This window comes from Halobacterium sp. MBLA0001 (genome assembly GCF_049705385.1).
GTDB classification, from domain to species: Archaea; Halobacteriota; Halobacteria; order Halobacteriales; family Halobacteriaceae; genus Halobacterium; species Halobacterium salinarum.
The window spans coordinates 1929175-1949430 of sequence record NZ_JBNAMQ010000007.1 but is presented as its reverse complement, the minus strand read 5'-3'; the positions used below and the strand labels follow the sequence as shown (position 1 = coordinate 1949430).

Here is a 20256-nt window from a genome sequence, read left to right as displayed (position 1 = left end):
ACCGCTCTCAGACGTGCCCGGCGTGCAGCCGGTGGGTACCACGTCGCTCGCCGTCGTCGTGGTACACGACCGGTTCCTCGACGGCCGCGACGGTGCGCCCGTCGACTGCCGCCGCAGTGACGACGCCCGGCGTGCGCCAGGCGTCCACCCGCCCGGCCGCGATGTCGTAGACGCGGACGCCGTGTCGCGCCGGGTCGCGCTCCCGGAAATGCTGGGCGACCGGCACCGCGACCCTGGCACCGTCGGCCGCAATCTCGTGTGCGAAGCCGCCCACGTCGGCGGTGAACGCGACCCCGCCGTCCCGGTCGACGCCGACCGCGGTGTGCTCGGTCGGATGCCGGGCGTCCGTCTCGCGGCCGTCCTCGGGGTACGTGTTGCCGGTGACGAAGACGGCACCGTCGCCGGTCGCGTGCACGTGGTTCGGGTACGCGTAGACGGTCTGCTCGCCGCGCTCGACGGGCCGCCCGAGATCAACGACCCACTGCACGCCGTCGCCGTCGAGGCAGTACCCGCGGTAGTCCGCGTGACTCGCCGCGACGACACCGCGGGGCGTGAGCGCGACATCGCCGACGCGCCGGTCGCCGCCCCCCGTTGGGTCCCAGCGCCGCCGCTGGGTGCCAGTCGCGGCGTCCAATACGAGCACGCCGGCCGCCTGGTCGCCCGGGCAGCGGTTGAACGCGACGGCGACGCGGTCGCCGTCCGCCGCGAGGCTGACCGGCGAGGCGTCGCTCCGGAACCGCCACACGGGGGTGTTGTCGCCCTCGAACGCGTAGACCGCGCTCTGGAACGCCCGATCGCCGTCGGCACCGCGCTCGTAGCGCCGCACGGCCACGAACGCCCGGTCACCGCCGGCTTGGGTGGCGACATCCACGACGAACGGCAGGAAGAACCGGGTGTCTTCCTGTGGACGGCCGATGTCGCCGGCGGCCCGATAGCGCCACCTGACCGCGCCGGTTTCGCCGTCGTGCAGCCGGATCTCGCCGGCCGCGCCGCGTTCCCCGGCGACAACGCCGCCGGCGAACGGCGCCAGCGCGACGACGCTGCCGCGGTCGTCGCCGGCGTTCCGCCAGCGCTCGTCGAGGGCGCCGTCGAACGCCACGACGGTGCCGTCCGGAAGCCCCGCGACGACGCCGTCGCCGGTCCAACAGACGCTTGAGCGACGGCCGAGCTGCCGGGAGCCGGCGGGCTCGATGTCGCCCAGGGGCGCGCTACTCGTCGGCGGGGAAGACATCGTGGAGCGCGTGGTGGGTCGCGCCGAGATCGTCGAGGTACGCGTCGCCGTGGTCGGCGAGCCTCGCCAGCGCCCGCTCGGCGTCCCGCACGGCGACCAGGCGGCCCCGCAGGTAGTCGTACTCGGCGTTGCTCTCGTCGGTGGCGGCGACCTCTCCTTCGAGGTCCACCAGCGCCGCGTCGAGGTGGCGCTGGAGCTCCGCCAGCGAGTCCGCCTCCGCCAGCCCCTCGATGGGGCCGTGCAGTTCGCCCTCGAGTTCCTTCTCGGCGTGCTCGCGGGCGCTCCGGTCGCTGGTGCCGAGGACGTTCATCAGCCCGAGTCGCAGTGCTTCGAGTTCGTGGCAGGTCATAGTAGCTGTGAGTCGAGATCGGAGACGATGCGGTCCCGGTCGGTGTGGGACGACACGATGCGGCCGGCGTCGTCGGGATCGACGCGCTGATACCAGACGCCATCCGGGTAGACGGCGACGTTCGGGCCGTCCCCGCACTGCCCGAGACACGAGGTGCGCGTCACCCGGAGGCTGCCCTCGTCGGCGTCGCGGGCCTCCTGGCGGAGGCGTTCGAGGACGGCGGGTGCGCCCTCGGCGGCACACGTCTGGTTCGTGCAGACCGCGACGTGGCGGTCCGGCGCGTCGTGGGCGTGGGGGTCGTCGGCGACGTCGTCGCGGTCCTCGTGGGCCTCCTGGTGGTTGAGCGCGCGCAACATCGCCTTCGCGCCGCCCACGTCCTCCTCGTAGCCGTCCAGTTCCACCTTGTACTTGCAGGTGTCACAGGACATCTCGACGCTGCCCGTCCGGGCTTCCTGCCAGCGATCCCCGAGTACGTCCAGCAGCCGCGAGTCGGTCCCCAGGGGGTCGCCACAGGCCGCCTCGACGTACGGATAGTCGGCGTCGAACTCGGCGGCCCCCTCACGGATGCGGCCCGTGAGCACGCCGTCGCCGAGCATGTACGGCACCACCACGACTGCGTCGGGCCGGTGTTTGGCGACGTCGTGCAGCGTCTCGTCGAGCGTCGGCTCGGTCACGCCGATGAACGTGGCGTCCACCCGGGAGAACGCGCGGCCCTCGTACAGCAGCCGCGCGAGCTTGTGGACGTCGGCGTTCGCGTCCGGGTCGCTGGACCCGCGGGCGCACAGCACGACCGCCACGTCGTCGGCCGCGCGGTCGACGCCCAGGTCGGCCTCCACGTCGGCCGCGCGGTCGTCAAGCAGGTCCACGATGGCGGGGTGGACGCCGAGGTGCGAGCCGTTGTTGAACTCCACCTCGGGGTGCTGGCTGCGGGCGCGCTGGAGCGCCGCCGGCACGTCGTTTTTGACGTGGCTGGCCGCGAACAGCGACAGGTGCACGACCGAAATGTTGGCGACGGCGGGCGCGAGCGCGTCGATGGCGTCCGGGATGGTGGGCTCCGCAAGCTCCAGGAAGCCGGCGTCGACGGGAACGCCCAGCCGCCCTTCGAGGTCGGCGGCGAGCGACCGCACCTGCTCGTTGGACGCTTCGCGGCGGGAGCCGTGCCCGACCAGCAACACCGCCTCGTCGTTCAGACTCCCGGCCGGGCTGTCGGTGCGGCTCACGGCGCGTCGACCTCCGGCAGCGATGCGTCCACGGCAGTGGCCTGGTCGAGGCTGCGGCGGAGCTTCCGCCGGCGACTGGGCGCGTACAGTCCGGAGTCAGCGCTGCCCTCGTAGAGCCACGCCCCGAGCGCCGGGACGGCGTCGTCGTCGACGCTGAAGTAATAGCCCGACGACGACTCGGCGGGCTCCTCGTAGGGCGTGGCCACCGCCAGCCCGTCGAGCAGCGACTGCACGGTCGCCAGCAGCGCCCGGTCCTCGTGGACGAACGACAGCCCGACTGTGCCCGCCGAGGACTTGAAACAGACCGTTCCACAGGCCTCCACGAGCCCGCGCAACAGCTGGCGGTCGTGGGCGGCCAGCGCGTCCAGCCGGTAGCCGCCGGCGCTGTCATCCATCGGGAGGCCGAACGCCGCCCCGGCGCGGGTGGCGAGATCACCGAACACTTGCACGGTGTACTCGTCCTCGCGGCGCGTGATCGAGGTGTCGTGAGCGTACGCGCGCTCGCGGACCTCGTGGCTGGGCTGCTCGCCACCCCCGATGACGGCCAGCGTCTCGGCGGCCGCCTCGTCGCTCATCGTCACCGTCACGCAGGACTCCGTGAGCGTTCCCGCCCCCGCGACCGCCCCCCAGAAGTACGCCGTCTCCGGGTGGGCTTCGAGCATCGACTCCGGGGGCGTGATGTCGTCGGCGGTCATTCGTCGGCCTCCACGGCGTCGACGCTGATGGCGTCGAACGGGCACGCCGCCGCCGCGTCCTCGGCGTCGGCGACGCGCTCGTCGTCGTCGAACTCCCCGACGACGGTCTCTTTCGTCCGCTCGACGGTGCCGTCGTCGGCGTCCAGGGTCGCCAGCCCCGCGTCGTCCTCGACGAACCGCGAGTCCCGGGTCAGGCACGCGAACACGCCATCGCAGGCCTCGCGGTCGATTGTCACGCGATACATCAGTAGTCGTATTTGGTCTCGTAGCCACGCGGCGTGACCATGCGGTCGTCGAAGACGTACGTCTCGGCGTTCCCGATCACGACCGTCGTCGTCATGTCGATGAGGTCGGTCTCGCCGTAGGATTCGAGCTCGCCGAGCGTCGTGATCTCCACTTCCTCGTCCTCGCGGCCGGCCCCGTGGACGATGCCCACGGGCGTGTCGGCGTCGCGGTGCGCCAGCAGGATCTCACACGCCTTCTGGAAGTTCTCGCGGCGCTTGCGGCTCCACGGGTTGTAGATGGAGATCGTGAACTCCTCGCTGGCGACGGCGTGCAGCCGGGACTCGATCTCGGGCATCGGCGTCAGGTGATCGGACAGCGAGATGCTCACGGAGTCGTTGACCAGCGGCGCGCCCAGACGCGCCCCACACGACTGCGCGGCGGGCACGCCCGGCACGACCTCGAAGTCCAGCATCGACGGCGTCGCGCCCTTCGACTCGGTGATCTCCAGGGCCAACCCCGCCAGCGCGTAGACGTTGGGGTCGCCGCTCCCGATGATGGCGACGTGGTTGCCGGCGAGCGCGCGGTCGACGGCCTCCTCGGTGCGCGAGACCTCCCCGCACATCGGGGTGTCGTAGATCTCCTCGGCGTCGTCGGTGATCTCGTCGGGCAGCAGATCCACGTACGTGGTGTACCCGACGATGTGCTCGGCGTCCGCCAGCGCCGCCGTCGCGCGGTCGGTCATGCCCTCGGGGCGACCGGGGCCCAGCCCGACCGCCACGAGGCTGCCGGGGTCGGCGTCGAAGTCGTCGACGGTCGCGGAGACCGTCTGCTCGTTGCTGTCGGTGTCGCTCGACGCGCCGCAGCCCGACGAGTCGCTGCTCCCCGACGCCCCGCCACAGCTGCTGGCCGAGTCGTCGGTGTCCGTCGTGGATCCGCCACAGCTGCTGGCCGAATCGTCGGTGTCCGTCGTGGACGCGCCACAGTTGCTGGTCGAGTCGTCTGTCGTGGTGGTGTCGTCAGTGCTCATTAGAAATCCTCCACGTCACGCCCGCCGCGCGGGGTGACGAGATGCTTCCGGTGGTCGTTCTCCCAGACTGCCGTCTCGTCGGTGCCGATGAGGATCGACGCCCCCATCCCGCCGACTTCCCCGCTGTGGTCGGTGACCGACCCCAGCGTGGTGATGGTGTGCGTTTCGCCGTCGGTGTTCCGGCCGGCGTCGCCGCGGCCGGCGTCGTTGATGATGGCCACGGGCACGTCGTCGGCGCGCTCCTCGCGCAGCACGCCGATGGCGCGCTCGTAGTCCCGCCAGCAGTTGTACAACACGACGACGAACCCGCTGATGGCGGCCGCGCGCAGCTTCTCCTCGATCTCCGCCCAGCCCCGCCACTTGTCCGACAGCGAGATGGTGCAGAAGTCGTTCGACAGCGGCGCGCCGAGGTTCGCCGCGCCGCCGAGCGCCGCCGTCACGCCGGGCACGATCTCGATGGGCACGTCGTACGCGGCCTCCTCCTCGGCCATCAGGTAGACCAGGTCGGATTTCCCGTAGACGTTGGGGTCGCCCCCGGAGACGTGGGCCACGTCTTCGCCGTCGCGCACGCGCTCGAAGGCCTCCTTCGCCAGCTCGATCTGCCGCCCCATCGTCGAGCGCACGACCTCCTGGTCGGGGCGCTCGCCGGCGTCCGCGGGCGGCAGCGTGCCGTCCCGCCGCAGGAACTCCTGGTAGAGGTTCGACGCGACCACGCAGTCGGCGGTCCGCACCACGTCTTTCGCGCGCTGGGTCATCCCACCCGGCAGCCCGGGGCCGATCCCGACGACGTACAGCGTGCCGTAGTCGGCTGCTTCGTTCGCGTCGCTCATTTGCCCACCGCCACGGTCACGGCTTCGTCGTAGCGTTCTTTCTCCGCGAGCAGCTCGTTGTCGCGGCCGCCCGCGATCGCGGACGCTTCCGCGATGCCGGGCCAGCCGATGAGCTCCTTCGACCGGGAAGGGGTCGGCCCCTCGTGGGCCTCCAGTGTCTCCTTCTCGAAGGCCACGACGCCGAGTCCGAGCGCTTCGGCGGCTGCCAGCAGCCCCTCCTCGTCGGCCTTCCGGGTGCCGGTGGCGACGAACTCCACGTCGTCGAGGTCGTAGTCGGTGGCCGCCAGGCTCGCCGCCCAGGCGTCGCGGAACTGCTGTTCGTCGGCACCGGAGACGCTGCCGGTGCCGAGAACGACGCCGTCGTCGCTGTTGCGCTTCAGCACGGTCACGTCGTCGCCGACGACCACGGCCTGTGGCCCGTCGAGTCGGGCGACCGGCCCCAGGTTCTCGTCGAGGACCGCGAGGTTCGTGGCGACCGTTGAGTCGCCGTTCACCACGTGGGTGTCAAGCGCCTTCGCGCGCTCCTCGACGCCCTGCTTGCCGGCGGCCTCGGAGGCGGTCGTCATCGCCGGCACCGCCCCCATCGACGCGAGGTCGTCGGCGACCTGGTTCGCGCCGTGGTGGCCGCCGGTCAGCGGGATCGCCCACGTGAGCGCCTCGTCGACGACGACCACTGCGGGGTCCTCCCACTTGTCGTCGAGCAGCCCCGCGGTCTTCCGCATCGCGATCCCCGACGCCATCAGGCCCACGAAGCAGTCGTACTCCCCCCAATGCTCGGCGAACACGTCGCCGTGGTAGTCGAGGATGTCGATGGAGTCGTAGCGATCCCCGATGCCAGCCACGATCTCCGCTGCGGTGTCTCGTTTCCGCTCGAACGCCACGATGGCGATGTCCTCGGCGACCTCGCCGTCGGAGTCCGGCGTCGAACAATGCCCCCCGGAGTCGTCAGTCTCGGTGTCGTTGTCAGTACTCATTGGTCGGTGTCGCTGCCGCGGTTCGCCCAGTCGCCGTAGAGATACGACCGCTCGTAGCCCGCGCCGGCCCCGGCGTCGCCGATCACGGCCAGCGCCGACGCGCGGTAGCCGGCGTCCTCGACGCGGTCGCCGATGGTCTCGATGGTGCCCTCGATGACGTCCTCGTCGGGCCACGAGGCGTGGTAGACGACCGTCACCGGCGTCTCCGGGTCGTGGCCGTCCGCCAGCAGGCGCTCCATGACGTCCGGGATGGCGTGCGTGCCGAGGTAGATGCAGGTCGTCACGTCGCCCATCTCCACGAACTCCGCGATGTGGTCGTCCTCGGCGTCGAGGGTCTTGCCCTGCGGGCGCGTGAACGCGACGTGGTTGGCGGTGCCGTTCAGCGTCAGTTGCGTGCGCAGCGTCGCCGCCGACGCGAACGCCGACGTGACCCCGGGCACGATGTACGTCGGGACGCCCTCCTGTTCGAGGGCGTCCATCTGCTCCAGCGCCGCGCCGTAGATCGCGGGGTCGCCGCTGTGCAGGCGCACGACCGTGTCGCCGTCCTCGTGGGCGTCCCGCATCAGCGGGATCAGCGCTTCGAGGTCCTTGCCCACCGAGGAGACCGTCTCGGCGTCCGCGCAGTACTCGTCCAGCAGCTCGCTGTTCACCAGCGACCCCGCGTGCACGACGAGGTCGGCGTCCTCGACGAGCTCCTTGCCGGTGACCGTGAGGAGGCCGGGGTCGCCCGGCCCGGCACCGATGAACGGGATGCCGGCTTGGGTGTCGCCGGCGGTGTGGTCGTACACCCTGGCGTCGCGGCCGCGCTGGCGCTGCTGGCTGGCGGCGTCGATGGCGTCCTGGGGCGTCGCGTCCTCAGGCATCGCCGGCCACCTCGGTGTCGTCGAAGGCCGTCGCGCGGTCCTTCTGGAGGGTGTCGCGCTCGGCGTACGCCAGCGTGTAGTAGTCCCGGTCGGCGATCTCCGCGGGGTCGCGCGTGACCGTGGTGTCGCCCTGTTCCATGTACAGCCGGCGGCCGTAGGTCACGTCGTAGCCGGCGTCCACGAGCCCCTCGTGGGTGGCGGGCGCGTCGGTCACCTTGAACAGGATCATGCGGTCGGGGCCGGTGGGGGATGCGCCCTGTGCGGCCTCCCGCAGCGCCAGGCCCGCGCCGGCGTCGACTTCCACGCCCAGCGCGGTGGTGAACGCGCTCACCGCGCTGACGCCGGGCACCGTCTGGACGTCGATGTCCGGGTGGAACGCGTCGAGGGTTCGCCGGAGGTGGCCGAACGTGGAGTAGACGTTGGGGTCGCCGAGGGTCGCGAACGCCACGTCGCCGTCGCGGGCACGGGGCGCGACCTCGGCGGCGGCGTCGCGCCACGCCGCGCGCAGCTTCTCGGGGTCGCTGGTCATGGGGAAGTCGAGGTCGCCGATCCGGGAGTCGGGGACGTGGTGGGTGGCGACGGTGCGGGAGAGTCGCCCCGGCGAGTACACCACGTCGGCGGCTTCCAGGGTGTGCTTCCCGCGCAGCGTGAGGAGGTCGGGTTCACCGGGGCCGAGCCCGACGCCGTAGACGGTCATCGGTCGGCCTCCGTGTCGCCGCTGGCGCTCCCGACGAGCATGTACACGGGGTTCTCGGAGTCGAAGGAGGTCGCGCCGGCGAGCTCGTAGCCGTGGCTCACCTGGAACTGCACGACCTCCGTGAGGATGTCGCGGTCCCGGAACGCCTGGGTGGCTGCGCCCGCGACTTCCAGCCGGGAGACGTTCATCACGATGCGGTCGACGCCGGTCTCGGCGGCGTGATCCAGGACGGCGTCGTAGTTCCGGCTGCCGCCGATGAACAGCGCGTCGGCGTCGGCGGGCAGTTCGGCGGGCGCTTCGGCGTTGCGCAACTCGACGGCGTCCGCGAGCCCGTTGGCTGCGAGGTTCTTGCGTGTGGTTTCGAGGCGGTCGGCCTTGCGTTCGAGCGCGGTGACGCGGCCGGCGTCGCGAGCGGCGGCGATGGTCACGGCGCCCGTACAGGAGCCCACCTCGACGAAGTGGTCGTCGTCGGTGAGTGCGAGCTTCGACCGAACGACCGCTCGGACTTCCGGTTTCGTCGGTCCCGCTTTGGCGTCGTGCGGGAGCTGTGTCTGTGCCATCGGTGGCACAACGTCAGTAGCACCCAAAACAATTTTGATTGTATTAGGGAAAGTGAGCTTTCTTAGATGGGCGCGAGCGCCCCCGACGCCGGCGGTTACACAAAACTACTTGAATTGGGGTCGTCTGAACTTGCAGTAATGGTCGAATCACGGGCGAACGGGGACTTGGGCGTGCTCCGGAGCAAGCGCAACGCCACGCGGTACCAGATCCTCGTGGAGATCGCCGAGCGACAGCCGGCGGTCAGCCAGCAGGAGATCGCGGACGAGATCGGGGTCACGGCCCAGGCGGTCAGCGATTACCTCGGCGACCTCGTCGAGGAGGGGCACGCGCGCAAGCACGGACGCGGGCGATACGAAGTCACCAAGGAGGGCGTCGACTGGCTCATCTCCCAGACCGACGACCTGCGGACGTTCGTGGAGTACGTCTCCGAGAGCGTCCTCGAAGAGGTCGACGTCGACACCGCCGTTGCTGACGCCGACATCGACGACGGCGAGCGCGTCTCGCTGTCGATGCACGACGGCGTCATGCACGCCACCCCGGGTGCTGATGGCAGTGCAACGGCGGTCGCGGTCACCGGTGCCGCGGCCGGCCAGGACGTGGGGACCGCCGAGTTCGACGGGATGCTCGACTACGAGCCCGGTGAGGTGACGGTGCTGTCGACGCCGGTCGTCCAGGACGGCGGCAGCGGTGCGCTCCCGGACGACGCCGTGACCGCCCGGCTCGCGGCCCACGACATCGTCGCGGCCGCCGGCGTTGAGGCGCTCGTTGCAGTGCGGGACGCCGGCAGCGAGCCGGACATCCGGTTCGGGACGGCAAGCGCCGTTCCCGCCGCAGCGAGCCGGGGACTGTCGGTGTTGCTGGTGGTGACTGCCGACCGCCTCTCCGAGCACACCGACCCGCTGCGGGAGCGCAATCTCGGCTACGAGGTCGTCGGCCCGGGCCTGGACTGACCGGCGGACTGGCGACAGACGTTTGTATCGTGGCACACTATGACAAGGTGTGTTAACATACCTCACGATAGCGGCTGGTGAGGCGTGATTCCCGTGTTCGCACCAACCGCCGACACGACGACAGCCCACGACCTCGTCGCCGCCGCTCAGCGCCTCTACCACACCGCCCACCACGACACCGGGGCGTCGGCGCTGTTCGACTCGCTTGCCGCCCTCGACCAGTCCATCCTGGACACGCTCGGCGACGACGAGTCCGCCGCCACCGCGTTCTGGCTGAACGTCCACGGCGCGCTCGTCGAGCGCGCACGCGCCACCGGCCAGCACGCCCGCCGGATCGCCGGCACCCGCCGCACCGCCGCCGACATCACCCACGACATCCTCCGCGCGGACCGCTGGCGCCACGGCCTGGGCTACCTCCCGGATCCGTTCCCCAGCCCGTTCGCCCGCCGCTACCGGCTCGACGAGCTCGACGAACGCGTCCACTTCGCGACGCGCATCGCCCGCCACGCGCCCGGCCTTGCGGTGACGTTCACCGCCGCCAACGTCGACGCGCAACTCGACGCGCTCACCGACACCTACCTCGATCACGCCGCCGACTACAACCCCGACGCACAGGTCGCACGCGCGCCCCGTGTCTGCCTGTGGTACCGCGGCGACTTCGGCGGCGCGAGCGGCATCCGCTCGCTGCTCGCGGCCCACGACGTGATCCCGGCGGACGCATCGCCGCGCCTCCGATACGTCACGCCACCGACTCTCACGCTCCCGGACCACGACCCCGCTCCCGCCCGCAGCGACCCCCAGTAGTCGCGCCGCCGCGGGACGAACACATTTGGGCGCGCCGCCCGAAGCACCGCCATGACGCTCACCCTCTACGCGTTGGACGGCTGCCCGGACTGCGAATCGGTGATCGACACGCTGGCCGCGGACGACATCGACCACGAAACCGTCCACGTGGACGCGCGCCACTCGGCGCGCAACGCGGTCAAGCGCGCCAGCGGGCAGCGCAGCGTTCCCGTCCTCGTGGACGACGACCGCGGCGTGGTGATGGCCGACAGTCAGCGCATCCAGACCTACGCGGCGGTGACCCTGGCGTGAAGATCTACACGAAGCGCGGCGACGACGGCGACACCGACCTCCGGACGATGGACCGCGTCTCGAAAGCCAGCCCGCGCATCGAAGCCTACGGCACCGTGGACGAACTCAACGCCGCGGTCGGTGCCATCCGCCCGACGGACATCGCCGACCTCGACGCCTGGCTCCGGGAGGCACAGAACCACCTCCACGTCGTGCAGGCGGACTTCGCAAACCCGGAGCCCGAGCCCGACGACCCACAGATCACCGCCGAACACGTCACCCACGTCGAGGAGTGGATCGACGACTGCGAGGCGCGCCTGGACCCCCTGGAGTCGTTCATCCTGCCCGGGGGCAGCGAGGCGGGCGCGGCGCTGCATCAGGCGCGGGCGGTGTGCCGGCGCGCCGAGCGCCGCGCGGTCGCGCTCCAGGACCACGAGCCCGACGACGCGGTCAACGACACCGCGGTGGCGTACCTGAACCGGCTGTCGGACGCGCTGTTCGTGTTCGCGCGGCTGGCCAACGACGTGGCGGGTGTTCACGAAGAATCGCCGTCGTACTGATCGCGTGTGGACAACAGCAGGATGATGCCGACGCCCCTCTCCAGGGACGGCGAGGTGCCGACGGTCTCTGCGGCTGGGACAGACGCGGACGGGCTGTCGGCGACGCCCGCCACACAGGTTTTAGGTATACCTAAAGATACTAAAGTCCTGTGGTGGTCACCGCCACCACCACTCGGGGAACGCAAGCCTTAATGCTGCCCTCCGGGTACGAACTACTGTCCGGGTCGGTGGTCTAGTCCGGTTATGACGGCTCCTTCACACGGAGCAGGTCGGCGGTTCAACTCCGCCCCGACCCATTACTTCGCTGCGACACTCGATGCGGAGCCACGCGTTCGCCGCCACCGCGCAAAACGTCACTTTTTCGATGGTTCGTGGTCGAACGGACAGGTTTAGACGCGTCACGTGACAACCAGCTGGTATGGTGAGTGTCGGATGACGAGCCACCGCCGGCTGCGGTCGTGGGGAAGTTGGGTTCCGGATGATATCGACCGCCTCGGGGCCTGGACGAACAGTGTGAACGCAGCGCTCGGCCTCGCAGTGGCGATCGTTGGCGTGGTGCTCGGCGGCCCACCACTCGAACGACTTGACACGATCCTCGTCGGCGGCGGACTCGTGGTCGTCAGTGCGTACAACCTCCATCGGATCGCCCACCACACCCTCGAACACCCGGATTTCGTTCGCGCCGGCGGGATTCTCAGCCTCTGGCTGGTCGTGTCCGCGGTGCGCATCGACGCCGCGACGCCCGGCGTGCTCACCGACGCGGCGCTGTGCATCGGCGTGCTGGTGTTCGCGGTGAGCGCCCTGGACTTCGTCGCGCAGTTCCGAGGCCGCCCCGGGAAATGCCGGTGGGCGCGCACGCACGGACCACGCGTGTCGGCCGCCGGCGCCGCCGCCGGTGACACCCTCAAACGGTGGCACCGGTCGGCCACCAGCAGCATCCGGTTTTTCCTCTCGCGGGACGGCGTCCGGCTCAACACCGCCGCGATCCTCGTCGGCATCGTCGCCGGCCTCGGCGCGGTTGTCTTCCGCATCACCATCTTCGCCGCCCAGGCGGTGTTCTTCGGCGCGACGCTGAACCCGGGCGCGGTCAGCTTCGCCCCGATCCACGTGCCGAACCTGTTCGGCGCGCTGGCCCCCCTGGGCCCGCTCCGGTACGCGCTCGTGCCGGCGGTCGGCGGGCTGATCGTTGGCCTGGTGATCCGCCGCACCACCACCGCGATTCGCGGCCACGGCGTCCCCGAAGTGCTCGAATCGCTGATGGTCCACAACGGCCAGATCGACCCCAAGATCGCCGTGTACAAGACCGTCTCGTCGAGCATCGCGATCGCCAGCGGGGCGTCCCTCGGCCGGGAAGGCCCGATCGTGCAGATCGGGAGCGCCGCGGGATCGTACTTCGGGGCGTTCGTCCACTCCCGGTACACGCGCACGCTGGTCGCCGCCGGCGCGGGCAGCGGCATCGCGGCCACGTTCAACACCCCACTCGCGGGTGTGATGTTCGCGCTCGAAATCCTGCTCTCGGAGTACGCGCTCACCAACGTCGTCACCGTCGTGCTGAGCGCGGTCACGGCGACCGCCGTCGCGCGGTCGGTGCTGGCGTTCACTGCCGTGCCTGGCGTCCGCGAGTTCCTCGTGCCGATCACCTACCACATCGTCACGCCCTCCCTGGAGTTCCCCCTCTACGCCGGCCTCGGCGTGGTCGCCGCCGGCATCGGCGCTGCCGTCGTGCGGCTGCTGTACGCCTCCGAACACCTCTTTCAGGACCGCTGGGACCTGCCCGGCTACCTCACGCCGGCCATCGGCGGTGCCCTTCTCGGGGTGTCGGTCCTGCTCACGGCTGTGCTGCTCGACGCCTCGCCGCTGCAGAGCGCGACCTGGCTGTTCGGGGTCGGATACGGCACCATCCATTCCAGCATCGCCGGCGACCTCACGCTGCTGGTGCTGGTGGCGCTGGCGGTGCTGAAAGTCGTGGGGTTCTCGCTGTCCATCGGCAGCGGGAACTCCGGGGGCGTGTTCTCGCCGACCCTCTACGTCGGCGCGATGGCCGGCGGCGCGTTCGGCGTGCTCGTCAACGCCGCGTTCGCCGGCACAGCCAGCGCCGGCGCGTACGCGCTCGTCGGCACCGCCGGCGTGTTCGCCGCCACGGCCAGCGCGCCGCTCACCGCGACGCTCATCATCTTCGAACTCACCGGCCAGTACACGATCATCCTGCCGCTGCTGGCGGTGACCGTCATCGGCAGCGAGGTCGCACAAGGACTGCTTGACAACGGCACCATCTACACCGAGGCGCTGCGCGACAAGGGCATCACCGTCCAGGAGCGCCGCATCGGCAGCCTCGAAGACCTCGCCGCCAAGGACGTGATGTCCACGGACGTCGACACGGTCACCGTGGGGACCTCCGCCATGGACGCGCTGCGGGTCTTCCAGCAGCGCTCCCACCGCGGCCTCCCCATCGTCGACGCCGACGACACCGTCGCGGGCATGCTCGTGCGGTCCGACGTGGAGCCGCTGATGACTGTCGCCGGAGACACCGCCGAGACGGTGGCGGTCTGTGCACGCGACGGCGGGCAATCCCCATCGACGGCGGTCGAGGAACTCGGCACCACGAACGTCGTTACTGCCACCCCGGACACCAACCTCCTCACGCTCGTCGACCGCATGGCGCGCGTCGACATCGGCCGCATCCCCATTGTCGACACCGACGGCTCGCTGGTCGGGATCGTCACCCGAACCGACGTGCTCGCGGCCTACGACCGCATCCCCATCGACGACGTCGGCGACCGACAGTGGGCGCTGCCGGACGCGGGGGCTTGACGCCACCGCCTACGCTTCGTCGTCGGTGGGCACGAACGGCTCGTGGGTCGCCCGCCAGCCGGCCGTGGTCGCCTCGACGTCCGCAACCGTATACAACTGGAGGTCCCGCTCCTGGTTCGTTCGCACGGGAACATCGTAGTTCACGGCGTCGTACCCCAGCGCGTCGTCGTCCGTCTCGGCGACGAACGCCCGGTGGGCAGCCAGGCGGTCGGCAGCGACCGCACGCGACAGCTCGGGGGTGGCGGTGATGCGGTCGGCGAACGCAGCCACCACCTCCGGGTCGGCGTCGACGCCCACGGAGTTGCGCCCGGCCACGGCGGCCGCGACGCTGGTCGTGCCCGTCCCCCAGAACGGATCCAGGACGGTGTCGCCGTACACCGAGTACATGTTGATGAGGCGGTACGGCAACGCGAACGGGAACGCCGCCGAGCGCTCCCGCAGCCCCGGCTCGGCGAGGTCTTGGCGGGCCCCGTTGAGGTCGGTCCACACGTCGGAAAACCAGTCGTTGCGCTCCTCCCAGAAGTACGCCGCCTCGTAGCGGCGGTCCGCGCCCGGCTCGAACCCGCGGCGCTCGCCGTTCCGGAACACCAGCAGGTGCTCGTGTTCCAGGGTCACGTAGGCGTTTGGCGGCACCATCCCCGACCCCATGAACTTCGCCGCGGAGTTCGTGGGCTTGCGCCACAGCACGCCCGGCAGCGGGTCGAACCCCAGATCCGCGAACGCGTTCGTGACGCGGGCGTGGTTGTCGTAGACGCGGAACCGGTCGACCGACCGCGTGGCGTCCCCGACGTTCACCACGGCGATCCCACCGGGACGAAGCACGCGCTTGACTTCCCGCCACGCGTCGGCCAGCACCGCGTGCATGCGGTCGTGGGCGCGCTCGCCCGCACCGGCGTCCAGGGCCGCGCCGATTTCGGGGTCGAGATCGGTGAACACGGCGTCCCACATCTCGATCATCGGGTACGGCGGCGACGTCACGACGAGGTCCACGGCGTCGGCGGCCAGTGGCAGGTCGCGCGCATCCCCGACCGCGACACGGTGCGTGGTCTCATCCATCACGTCACGCGACTAGACCCGGCTACAAACCAGTTTCGACGGGGCGCGCGGACGCTACAGCAGCTCCTCGATGTCGTCGGCGACCTCCTCGGGGGTGTCGCCGACGGGAACGCCCGCGTCGTTGAGCGCGCTGATCTTGGAGTCCGCGGTGCCGGTGCCGCTGCCGGAGACGATCGCGCCGGCGTGGCCCATGCGCTTGCCCGGCGGTGCGGTGCGGCCGGCGATGAACCCGGCGACCGGCGTGTCCATGTGCTCGTCGATGTACGCGGCCGCTGCCTCCTCGTCCTCGCCGCCGATCTCGCCGCACATCACGACCGCCTCCGTCTCCGGATCGGCCTCGAACAGTTCGAGGGCGTCGATGAAGTCCGTCCCGATGATCGGGTCGCCGCCGATGCCGATGGCGGTCGTCTGGCCGACGCCGCGCGCGGTCAGCGAATCCACGACCTGGTAGGTGAGCGTGCCCGACCGGGAGACGAGGCCGACGTTGCCCGCCTCGAAGATGTTGCCCGGCAGGATGCCGAGTTTCGCCTCGCCCGGCGTGATGATGCCCGGACAGTTCGGCCCGAGCAGGCGGGTGTCGACTTCCGAGAGGCGCTTGTACACTTTCGCCATGTCCTGGCTCGGAATGCCCTCGGTGATCGCGACCACGAGATCGAGGGGCGTATCGAGCGCCTCGAAGACCGCGTCCGCAGCGAACGCCGGCGGCACGAGGACCACCGAGGCGTCCGCGTTCTCGGCCACGACGGCCTGATTGACGGTGTCGTAGACGGGGACGCCGGCGACCTCCTGGCCGCCCTTCCCGGGCACCGCGCCCGCGACGACGTTGGTGCCGTACTCGATCATCTGTTCGGCGTGGAACTTCCCCTCCCCGCCCGTGATGCCCTGCACCACGACGCGGGTGTCGTCATCGACTAGAATGCTCATTGGATGTCCTCCTCGTCGGCGTACTCGACGGCGCGCTGGACAGCGCCCTCAAGCGTTTCTTCGACGGTCACGAGGTCGTCGTTGAGGATCTCGCGGCCTTCAGCGGCGTTCGTGCCCGCGAGCCGGACGACGACCGGCGTCGGGATCTCGTCGAACTGTTCGAGCGCGCTGTTGATGCCCTTCGCGACCTCGTCGCCGCGAGTGATGCCGCCGAAAATGTTGAACACGACGCTGTCGACGTTCTCGTCGCTGAACACCATGTCCAAGGCGTTGGCGACGCGGTCGGCTTTCGCGCCGCCGCCGATGTCCAGGAAGTTCGCGGGCTGCCCGCCGTAGTAGTCCACGAGGTCAAGCGTCGTCATCACGAGCCCGGCCCCGTTGCCGATGATGCCCGTGTTGCCGTCCAGGCGGACGTAGTCGAAGCCGTACTCGTTGGCCTTGGCTTCGAGGTCGTCCTCGGCGGCGTCCTCTTCCATGTCGGCGAACGCCGGCTGGCGGAACAACGCGTCCTCGTCGAGTTTCATCACGGCGTCGGCGGCGACAACGTCGCGCTCGCTGGTCACCATCACGGGATTGATCTCGACCTCCGTGGCGTCGCTGTCCGCCCACAGATCGTAGACGCCCTGCACGATCTTCGCGACGTCCCCGGCGACGTCCTGCTCGATGCCCGCGTCGTAGACGGCGTTGCGGGCCTGATAGGCCTGCAGACCGAACGAGGGATCGACGTGCTCGCGCACGATGTCCTCGGGGGCTTCCTCGGCGACGGATTCGATGTCGACGCCGCCGCGCTCGGAGACCATCACGACCGGCGCGCCCTCGCTGCGGTCCATGGTCACGCCGACGTACAACTCGTTGGTGAAGTCGACGGCCTCCTCGACGAGAACGCGATCAACCGTGTAGCCTTTGAGGTCCATGCCGAGAATCGACTCGGCGGCCTCGCGAGCCTCGGCCGTGTTCTCCGCGAGTTTGATGCCGCCGGCCTTTCCGCGGCCACCGACGTGTACCTGGGCCTTCACCGCGACGGGGTAGTCGAGGGCGTCTGCGACCTCGACGGCCTCGTCGACGGACGTTGCGAGCGCCGACTCCGGGGTCGGAATGCCCGCATCGGCGAAGACCTCCTTCGCCTGGTACTCGTGAAGCTTCATGCAGTCTGAACGCGAACCTCGCTCAGCATAAACCCCATCGGTCTCCGAATCCGGCGCGTGCTGCCGCTTCGACACGGGGTGCATACGTTTACAACGCGCGCCATCCATGTGGTGTGTATGCATGCCAACTTCGAGTGCGATGGCGACGTTGTGCTCGTGACCGGCGCGGTCGGCGCGCTCGGGAGCGCCGTCTGCCGGGCGTTCGCCGACGCCGGCGCAACCGTCTGTGGCACCGACGTGGTGGCCCCCGCGGAGAGCGACGACGCCGTGCCGACCCCCACGTTCGCGTCGTTCTACCAGGGCGATCTCACGGAGGACACGCAGGCCGCCCACGTCGTCTCAAGCACGGTCGCCGACCACGGCGGCCTCGACGCGCTCTGCAACGTCGCCGGGATGTGGCAGGGCGGCGACCCGATCCACGAAACGCCGGTGTCGGCGTTCGAGACGGTCCTGGACGTGAACCTGAAGACGATGTTTCTCGCGAGCGCGCACGCGATCCCACACCTCCAGGACAGCGGTGGCACCATCGTCTCCGTCTCCGCGCGGGCCTCCCTGGAGGGCGGCCAGGGCGACGGTCCCTACCGGGCCGCGAAGGCCGGCGTCCGCCTGCTCACCGAAACCATCGCCGCCGAGAACCACGGCGCGGTGCGCGCCAACGCCGTCATGCCGTCGGTCATCGACACGCCCGCGAACCGCGAGATGCTGCCCGACGCCGACCACGACTCCTGGGTCGACCCCGATGCCATCGCTCGCGTCGTGCTCTCGCTGTGTTCGGACGCGACGCCGCCCACGAACGGGGCTGCGGTCCCAGTCTACGGCGACGCCTAACCGGACAGCAGAACGAACGGAGTTCGACCGCGCGTTACGCCGACGCGTTCGCGGTGGTGGTCGCGTTCGCGGTCGTGGGTGTCGTCGTCGACGGCTGGCTGGTCGCGGTCGTGGCGGCGTCACTGGCCCAGTCGGGCTGGGTGACTTCCGTCGACCCGATGTCGCTGAAGGTGTAGTTGACAGCCGTCGTCTGCGAGCGGTTCTGCTGTGCGAACGTGGTGTTCGACTGCAGCGAGGTCACCACGCCGTCGTCACGGATGTGCAGCGTCGCGGCCGCCGCCTCGACCGACTCGGGGTCGCGGTTCGCGAACGCCCGTGAGGACGTATTCAGGTCCGCCACGCCGTCGGCCTCGTAGACCGCGACCGTGTCGCCGTTCTCAGTGGTGGTGCCCGTGTACGTGAAGTTGAACAGGTCGATGAACGGCCGCACGATGCTGCTGGCGTACTGATCGGCGGTCGGCGCTCTCCCGGACGCGTCCCGGACCTGTGACCGGTTGCCGGCGGCGCGCCGCTCGTAGGCGGTGCCGTTGCCGTCGGTGTACACGGCGACCGTCTGGCCCCGCGGCGACTGCGTCCGCAGGAACAGCGCACCCGAGGCGGCGTTCCCACGGACCACGCCGGTGGTCTCGGCGCGCTGCGTGCTGTTTGCCAGCGACTGTGCGACCGTCGACTCCATCGTGTACGAGCCCGCGTCAGTGAGCGCGCTGGCGTGGGCGTCCACGACGGTCCCCGTGTCAAGGGGCGTCTGATAGATCTGGTCGCCGCTCGATGCGCCGTCGTCTGTCGCAGGGGCGGAGCCGCCGGCGCATCCGGCGACCGCGACAAGCGCCACAACCAACAGGGCAGCAAGTTGCCGTCGCATACCGGTGGTTCGCGTGTCACGGTGAAAACCCCTGTGGACGACACCGCGTCCGGCGCGCGCTCGGTCACACGAGTTATACGAAAACCCCGCCAACAGCCTCCAATGACCACCACGATCAAGGACAGCGTCCACGACCACATCGAAGTCACCGGCGTGGTCGCTGCGCTGCTCGACACGCCCCCGCTCCAGCGCCTGCGCAACGTCGCACAGCTGGGCACCGTCAGCCTCGTCTACCCGTCAGCCAACCACACCCGCTTCGAGCACTCCCTGGGCGTCTACCACCTCGCCGACCGCGCGCTCGACCACCTCGGGATCACGGGCCAGCGCGCCACCCGCGTTCGCGCCGCCGCCATCCTCCACGACATCGGCCACGGGCCGTTCAGCCACAACGTCGAGGACGTGATCGAGCGCCACACCGGCAACCGCCACGACGACGTCCACGACCTCGTGGCGTCCGGCCAGGTGGCGTCGGTGCTGGCCGACCACGACATCCAGCCCGCGGAGATCGCCGCCCTCGTGGCCGGCGACGGCGAGCCACTGGCCCAACTGGTCGCCGGCGAGCTCGACGTCGACCGCATGGACTACCTGGTGCGGGACGCCCACCACACCGGCGTCCCCTACGGCACCATCGACCACGGACGACTCATCCGTGGGCTGACGTTCATCGACGGCGATCTCGTGCTCGGCGCGGGCAACGTGCAATCCGCCGAAAGCCTGCTGTTGGCGCGCGCGCTCATGAACCCGACCGTGTACAGCCACCACGTCGCCCGCATTTCGAAGTCGATGCTGCGGCGCGCGGCCGAAACGCTGCTCGCCACCACGGACGTGACCGCGCCGGCGCTGCGCCGCATGGACGACCACGACCTCGTGGCCGCGCTCCGCGCCCACGACGCCACCAGCCGGGTCGCCGCCCGGCTGTTCGAGCGCGACCTCTACAAGCGCGCGGTGTGGGCGGAACTCGGGGACGTCGACGACGACCTCGTCGGCGCGGACCACGACACCGTGCGGGGGTTCGAGCGCGCCATCGCCGCCGACGCCGGCGTCCCCGAGCGCGATGTCATCGTTGATGCGCCCAGCGAGCCCTCGATGCCGGAGTCCTCGACGGGTGTGCTGGTCAACGGCGAGGTGCGGCGGCTCCACGAGCAATCAACGCTCGTGACCGCGCTTCAGACCGCCCAGCGCGAGCAGTGGCGACTCGGCGTCTACACGCCGCGAGCGCACACCGACGCGGTCGGGCGGGCCACGGAGCGCGTGCTCGGGCTGGACCCCGACGACGGGCTCGTCACCGAGGTGAACGCGCCCGACGACTCACCGCCGGGGTTCTCGGAGTGACCACCCGACCGCCCTGTACACTTAACACAGCACCGTGAGAAG

General features: G+C 70.4%; 22 protein-coding genes and 1 tRNA gene. 8 read left to right on the top strand and 15 right to left on the bottom strand.

Annotated elements, in window-relative coordinates; translation table 11 throughout:
* Window positions 1–7 precede the first annotated feature (7 nt).
* Genes ACOZ32_RS11535 through cbiT form a run of 11 tightly spaced genes read right to left on the bottom strand, consistent with a single transcriptional unit; the run spans window position 8 to window position 8671 of the window.
* A complete protein-coding gene (locus ACOZ32_RS11535) occupies window positions 8–1231 on the bottom strand; it encodes a transcriptional regulator (RefSeq protein ID WP_424335230.1) in 1224 nt (407 codons plus the stop codon).
* Complete coding sequence (locus ACOZ32_RS11530) at window positions 1209–1580, bottom strand: DUF3209 family protein (protein WP_010903140.1); 372 nt, start codon at window positions 1578–1580, stop codon at window positions 1209–1211. Before ACOZ32_RS11530 ends, ACOZ32_RS11535 begins: the two co-directional genes overlap by 23 nt.
* Window positions 1577–2800, bottom strand: coding sequence for a CbiX/SirB N-terminal domain-containing protein (locus tag ACOZ32_RS11525; RefSeq protein WP_424335229.1), 1224 nt, complete (start codon window positions 2798–2800; stop codon window positions 1577–1579). Before ACOZ32_RS11525 ends, ACOZ32_RS11530 begins: the two co-directional genes overlap by 4 nt.
* Window positions 2797–3495, bottom strand: coding sequence for a cobalamin biosynthesis protein (locus ACOZ32_RS11520; protein ID WP_136361494.1), 699 nt, complete (start codon window positions 3493–3495; stop codon window positions 2797–2799). The genes ACOZ32_RS11525 and ACOZ32_RS11520 overlap by 4 nt, the downstream gene beginning before the upstream one ends.
* Window positions 3492–3740 (bottom strand): ferredoxin, encoded by a 249-nt coding sequence (locus ACOZ32_RS11515; protein WP_010903137.1) that lies wholly within the window; start codon window positions 3738–3740, stop codon window positions 3492–3494. Before ACOZ32_RS11515 ends, ACOZ32_RS11520 begins: the two co-directional genes overlap by 4 nt.
* A complete protein-coding gene (gene cobJ / locus ACOZ32_RS11510) occupies window positions 3740–4747 on the bottom strand; it encodes a precorrin-3B C(17)-methyltransferase (RefSeq protein WP_205250855.1) in 1008 nt (335 codons plus the stop codon). Before cobJ ends, ACOZ32_RS11515 begins: the two co-directional genes overlap by 1 nt.
* Window positions 4747–5577 carry a precorrin-3B C(17)-methyltransferase gene (locus ACOZ32_RS11505; RefSeq protein ID WP_136361492.1) on the bottom strand — a complete coding sequence of 277 codons (831 nt, stop codon included), beginning with the start codon at window positions 5575–5577 and terminating at the stop codon, window positions 4747–4749. The genes cobJ and ACOZ32_RS11505 overlap by 1 nt, the downstream gene beginning before the upstream one ends.
* Window positions 5574–6551: a cobalt-precorrin 5A hydrolase gene (cbiG, locus tag ACOZ32_RS11500; protein WP_136361491.1), complete on the bottom strand. Its 978-nt coding sequence runs from the start codon at window positions 6549–6551 to the stop codon at window positions 5574–5576. Before cbiG ends, ACOZ32_RS11505 begins: the two co-directional genes overlap by 4 nt.
* Window positions 6548–7414, bottom strand: coding sequence for a cobalt-precorrin-4/precorrin-4 C(11)-methyltransferase (locus ACOZ32_RS11495; protein ID WP_010903133.1), 867 nt, complete (start codon window positions 7412–7414; stop codon window positions 6548–6550). Before ACOZ32_RS11495 ends, cbiG begins: the two co-directional genes overlap by 4 nt.
* A complete protein-coding gene (locus ACOZ32_RS11490; protein ID WP_424335228.1) occupies window positions 7407–8111 on the bottom strand; it encodes a cobalt-factor II C(20)-methyltransferase in 705 nt (234 codons plus the stop codon). The genes ACOZ32_RS11495 and ACOZ32_RS11490 overlap by 8 nt, the downstream gene beginning before the upstream one ends.
* Window positions 8108–8671: a precorrin-6Y C5,15-methyltransferase (decarboxylating) subunit CbiT gene (cbiT, locus tag ACOZ32_RS11485; RefSeq protein WP_010903131.1), complete on the bottom strand. Its 564-nt coding sequence runs from the start codon at window positions 8669–8671 to the stop codon at window positions 8108–8110. The genes ACOZ32_RS11490 and cbiT overlap by 4 nt, the downstream gene beginning before the upstream one ends.
* A gap of 138 nt (window positions 8672–8809) precedes the next feature.
* Between cbiT and ACOZ32_RS11480 the strand changes: the two genes are divergently transcribed.
* From ACOZ32_RS11480 to ACOZ32_RS11455, 6 genes are all read left to right on the top strand, one after another.
* Window positions 8810–9622, top strand: coding sequence for a MarR family transcriptional regulator (locus ACOZ32_RS11480; protein ID WP_010903130.1), 813 nt, complete (start codon window positions 8810–8812; stop codon window positions 9620–9622).
* A 93-nt stretch (window positions 9623–9715) separates the two neighbouring features.
* Window positions 9716–10426, top strand: coding sequence for a DUF547 domain-containing protein (locus ACOZ32_RS11475; RefSeq protein WP_229373349.1), 711 nt, complete (start codon window positions 9716–9718; stop codon window positions 10424–10426).
* Between the two features lie 51 nt (window positions 10427–10477).
* On the top strand, window positions 10478–10717 hold the full coding sequence (locus ACOZ32_RS11470; RefSeq protein ID WP_010903129.1) for a glutaredoxin family protein: 240 nt from the start codon (window positions 10478–10480) through the stop codon (window positions 10715–10717).
* On the top strand, window positions 10714–11256 hold the full coding sequence (locus tag ACOZ32_RS11465; RefSeq protein ID WP_205250854.1) for a cob(I)yrinic acid a,c-diamide adenosyltransferase: 543 nt from the start codon (window positions 10714–10716) through the stop codon (window positions 11254–11256). Before ACOZ32_RS11470 ends, ACOZ32_RS11465 begins: the two co-directional genes overlap by 4 nt.
* 221 nt (window positions 11257–11477) lie before the next feature.
* Window positions 11478–11552: transfer RNA gene (locus tag ACOZ32_RS11460), tRNA-Val, on the top strand.
* A gap of 136 nt (window positions 11553–11688) precedes the next feature.
* Window positions 11689–14067, top strand: coding sequence for a chloride channel protein (locus tag ACOZ32_RS11455; RefSeq protein WP_424335227.1), 2379 nt, complete (start codon window positions 11689–11691; stop codon window positions 14065–14067).
* 9 nt (window positions 14068–14076) lie between these two features.
* Here ACOZ32_RS11455 and ACOZ32_RS11450 read toward each other — a convergent pair whose 3' ends face one another.
* Genes ACOZ32_RS11450 through sucC form a run of 3 tightly spaced genes read right to left on the bottom strand, consistent with a single transcriptional unit; the run spans window position 14077 to window position 17192 of the window.
* The gene (locus ACOZ32_RS11450; RefSeq protein WP_010903126.1) at window positions 14077–15123 is read right to left on the bottom strand and encodes a DNA-methyltransferase; all 1047 of its coding nucleotides are present in this window, start codon (window positions 15121–15123) and stop codon (window positions 14077–14079) included.
* A gap of 54 nt (window positions 15124–15177) precedes the next feature.
* On the bottom strand, window positions 15178–16047 hold the full coding sequence (sucD, locus tag ACOZ32_RS11445; RefSeq protein ID WP_010903125.1) for a succinate--CoA ligase subunit alpha: 870 nt from the start codon (window positions 16045–16047) through the stop codon (window positions 15178–15180).
* Window positions 16044–17192 (bottom strand): ADP-forming succinate--CoA ligase subunit beta, encoded by a 1149-nt coding sequence (gene sucC / locus ACOZ32_RS11440; RefSeq protein WP_012289349.1) that lies wholly within the window; start codon window positions 17190–17192, stop codon window positions 16044–16046. The genes sucD and sucC overlap by 4 nt, the downstream gene beginning before the upstream one ends.
* A gap of 117 nt (window positions 17193–17309) precedes the next feature.
* Here sucC and ACOZ32_RS11435 point away from each other — a divergent pair, with 117 nt between their 5' ends.
* Window positions 17310–18020 carry an SDR family oxidoreductase gene (locus ACOZ32_RS11435; RefSeq protein WP_010903123.1) on the top strand — a complete coding sequence of 237 codons (711 nt, stop codon included), beginning with the start codon at window positions 17310–17312 and terminating at the stop codon, window positions 18018–18020.
* Window positions 18021–18054: 34 nt separating this feature from the next.
* On the opposite strand, the gene ACOZ32_RS11430 is transcribed toward ACOZ32_RS11435, so the two are convergent.
* Complete coding sequence (locus ACOZ32_RS11430) at window positions 18055–18882, bottom strand: DUF7537 family lipoprotein (protein WP_205250850.1); 828 nt, start codon at window positions 18880–18882, stop codon at window positions 18055–18057.
* Between the two features lie 102 nt (window positions 18883–18984).
* On the opposite strand from ACOZ32_RS11430, the gene ACOZ32_RS11425 reads away from it, so the two are divergent.
* The gene (locus ACOZ32_RS11425; RefSeq protein WP_205250849.1) at window positions 18985–20214 is read left to right on the top strand and encodes an HD domain-containing protein; all 1230 of its coding nucleotides are present in this window, start codon (window positions 18985–18987) and stop codon (window positions 20212–20214) included.
* Window positions 20215–20256: the final 42 nt, after the last annotated feature.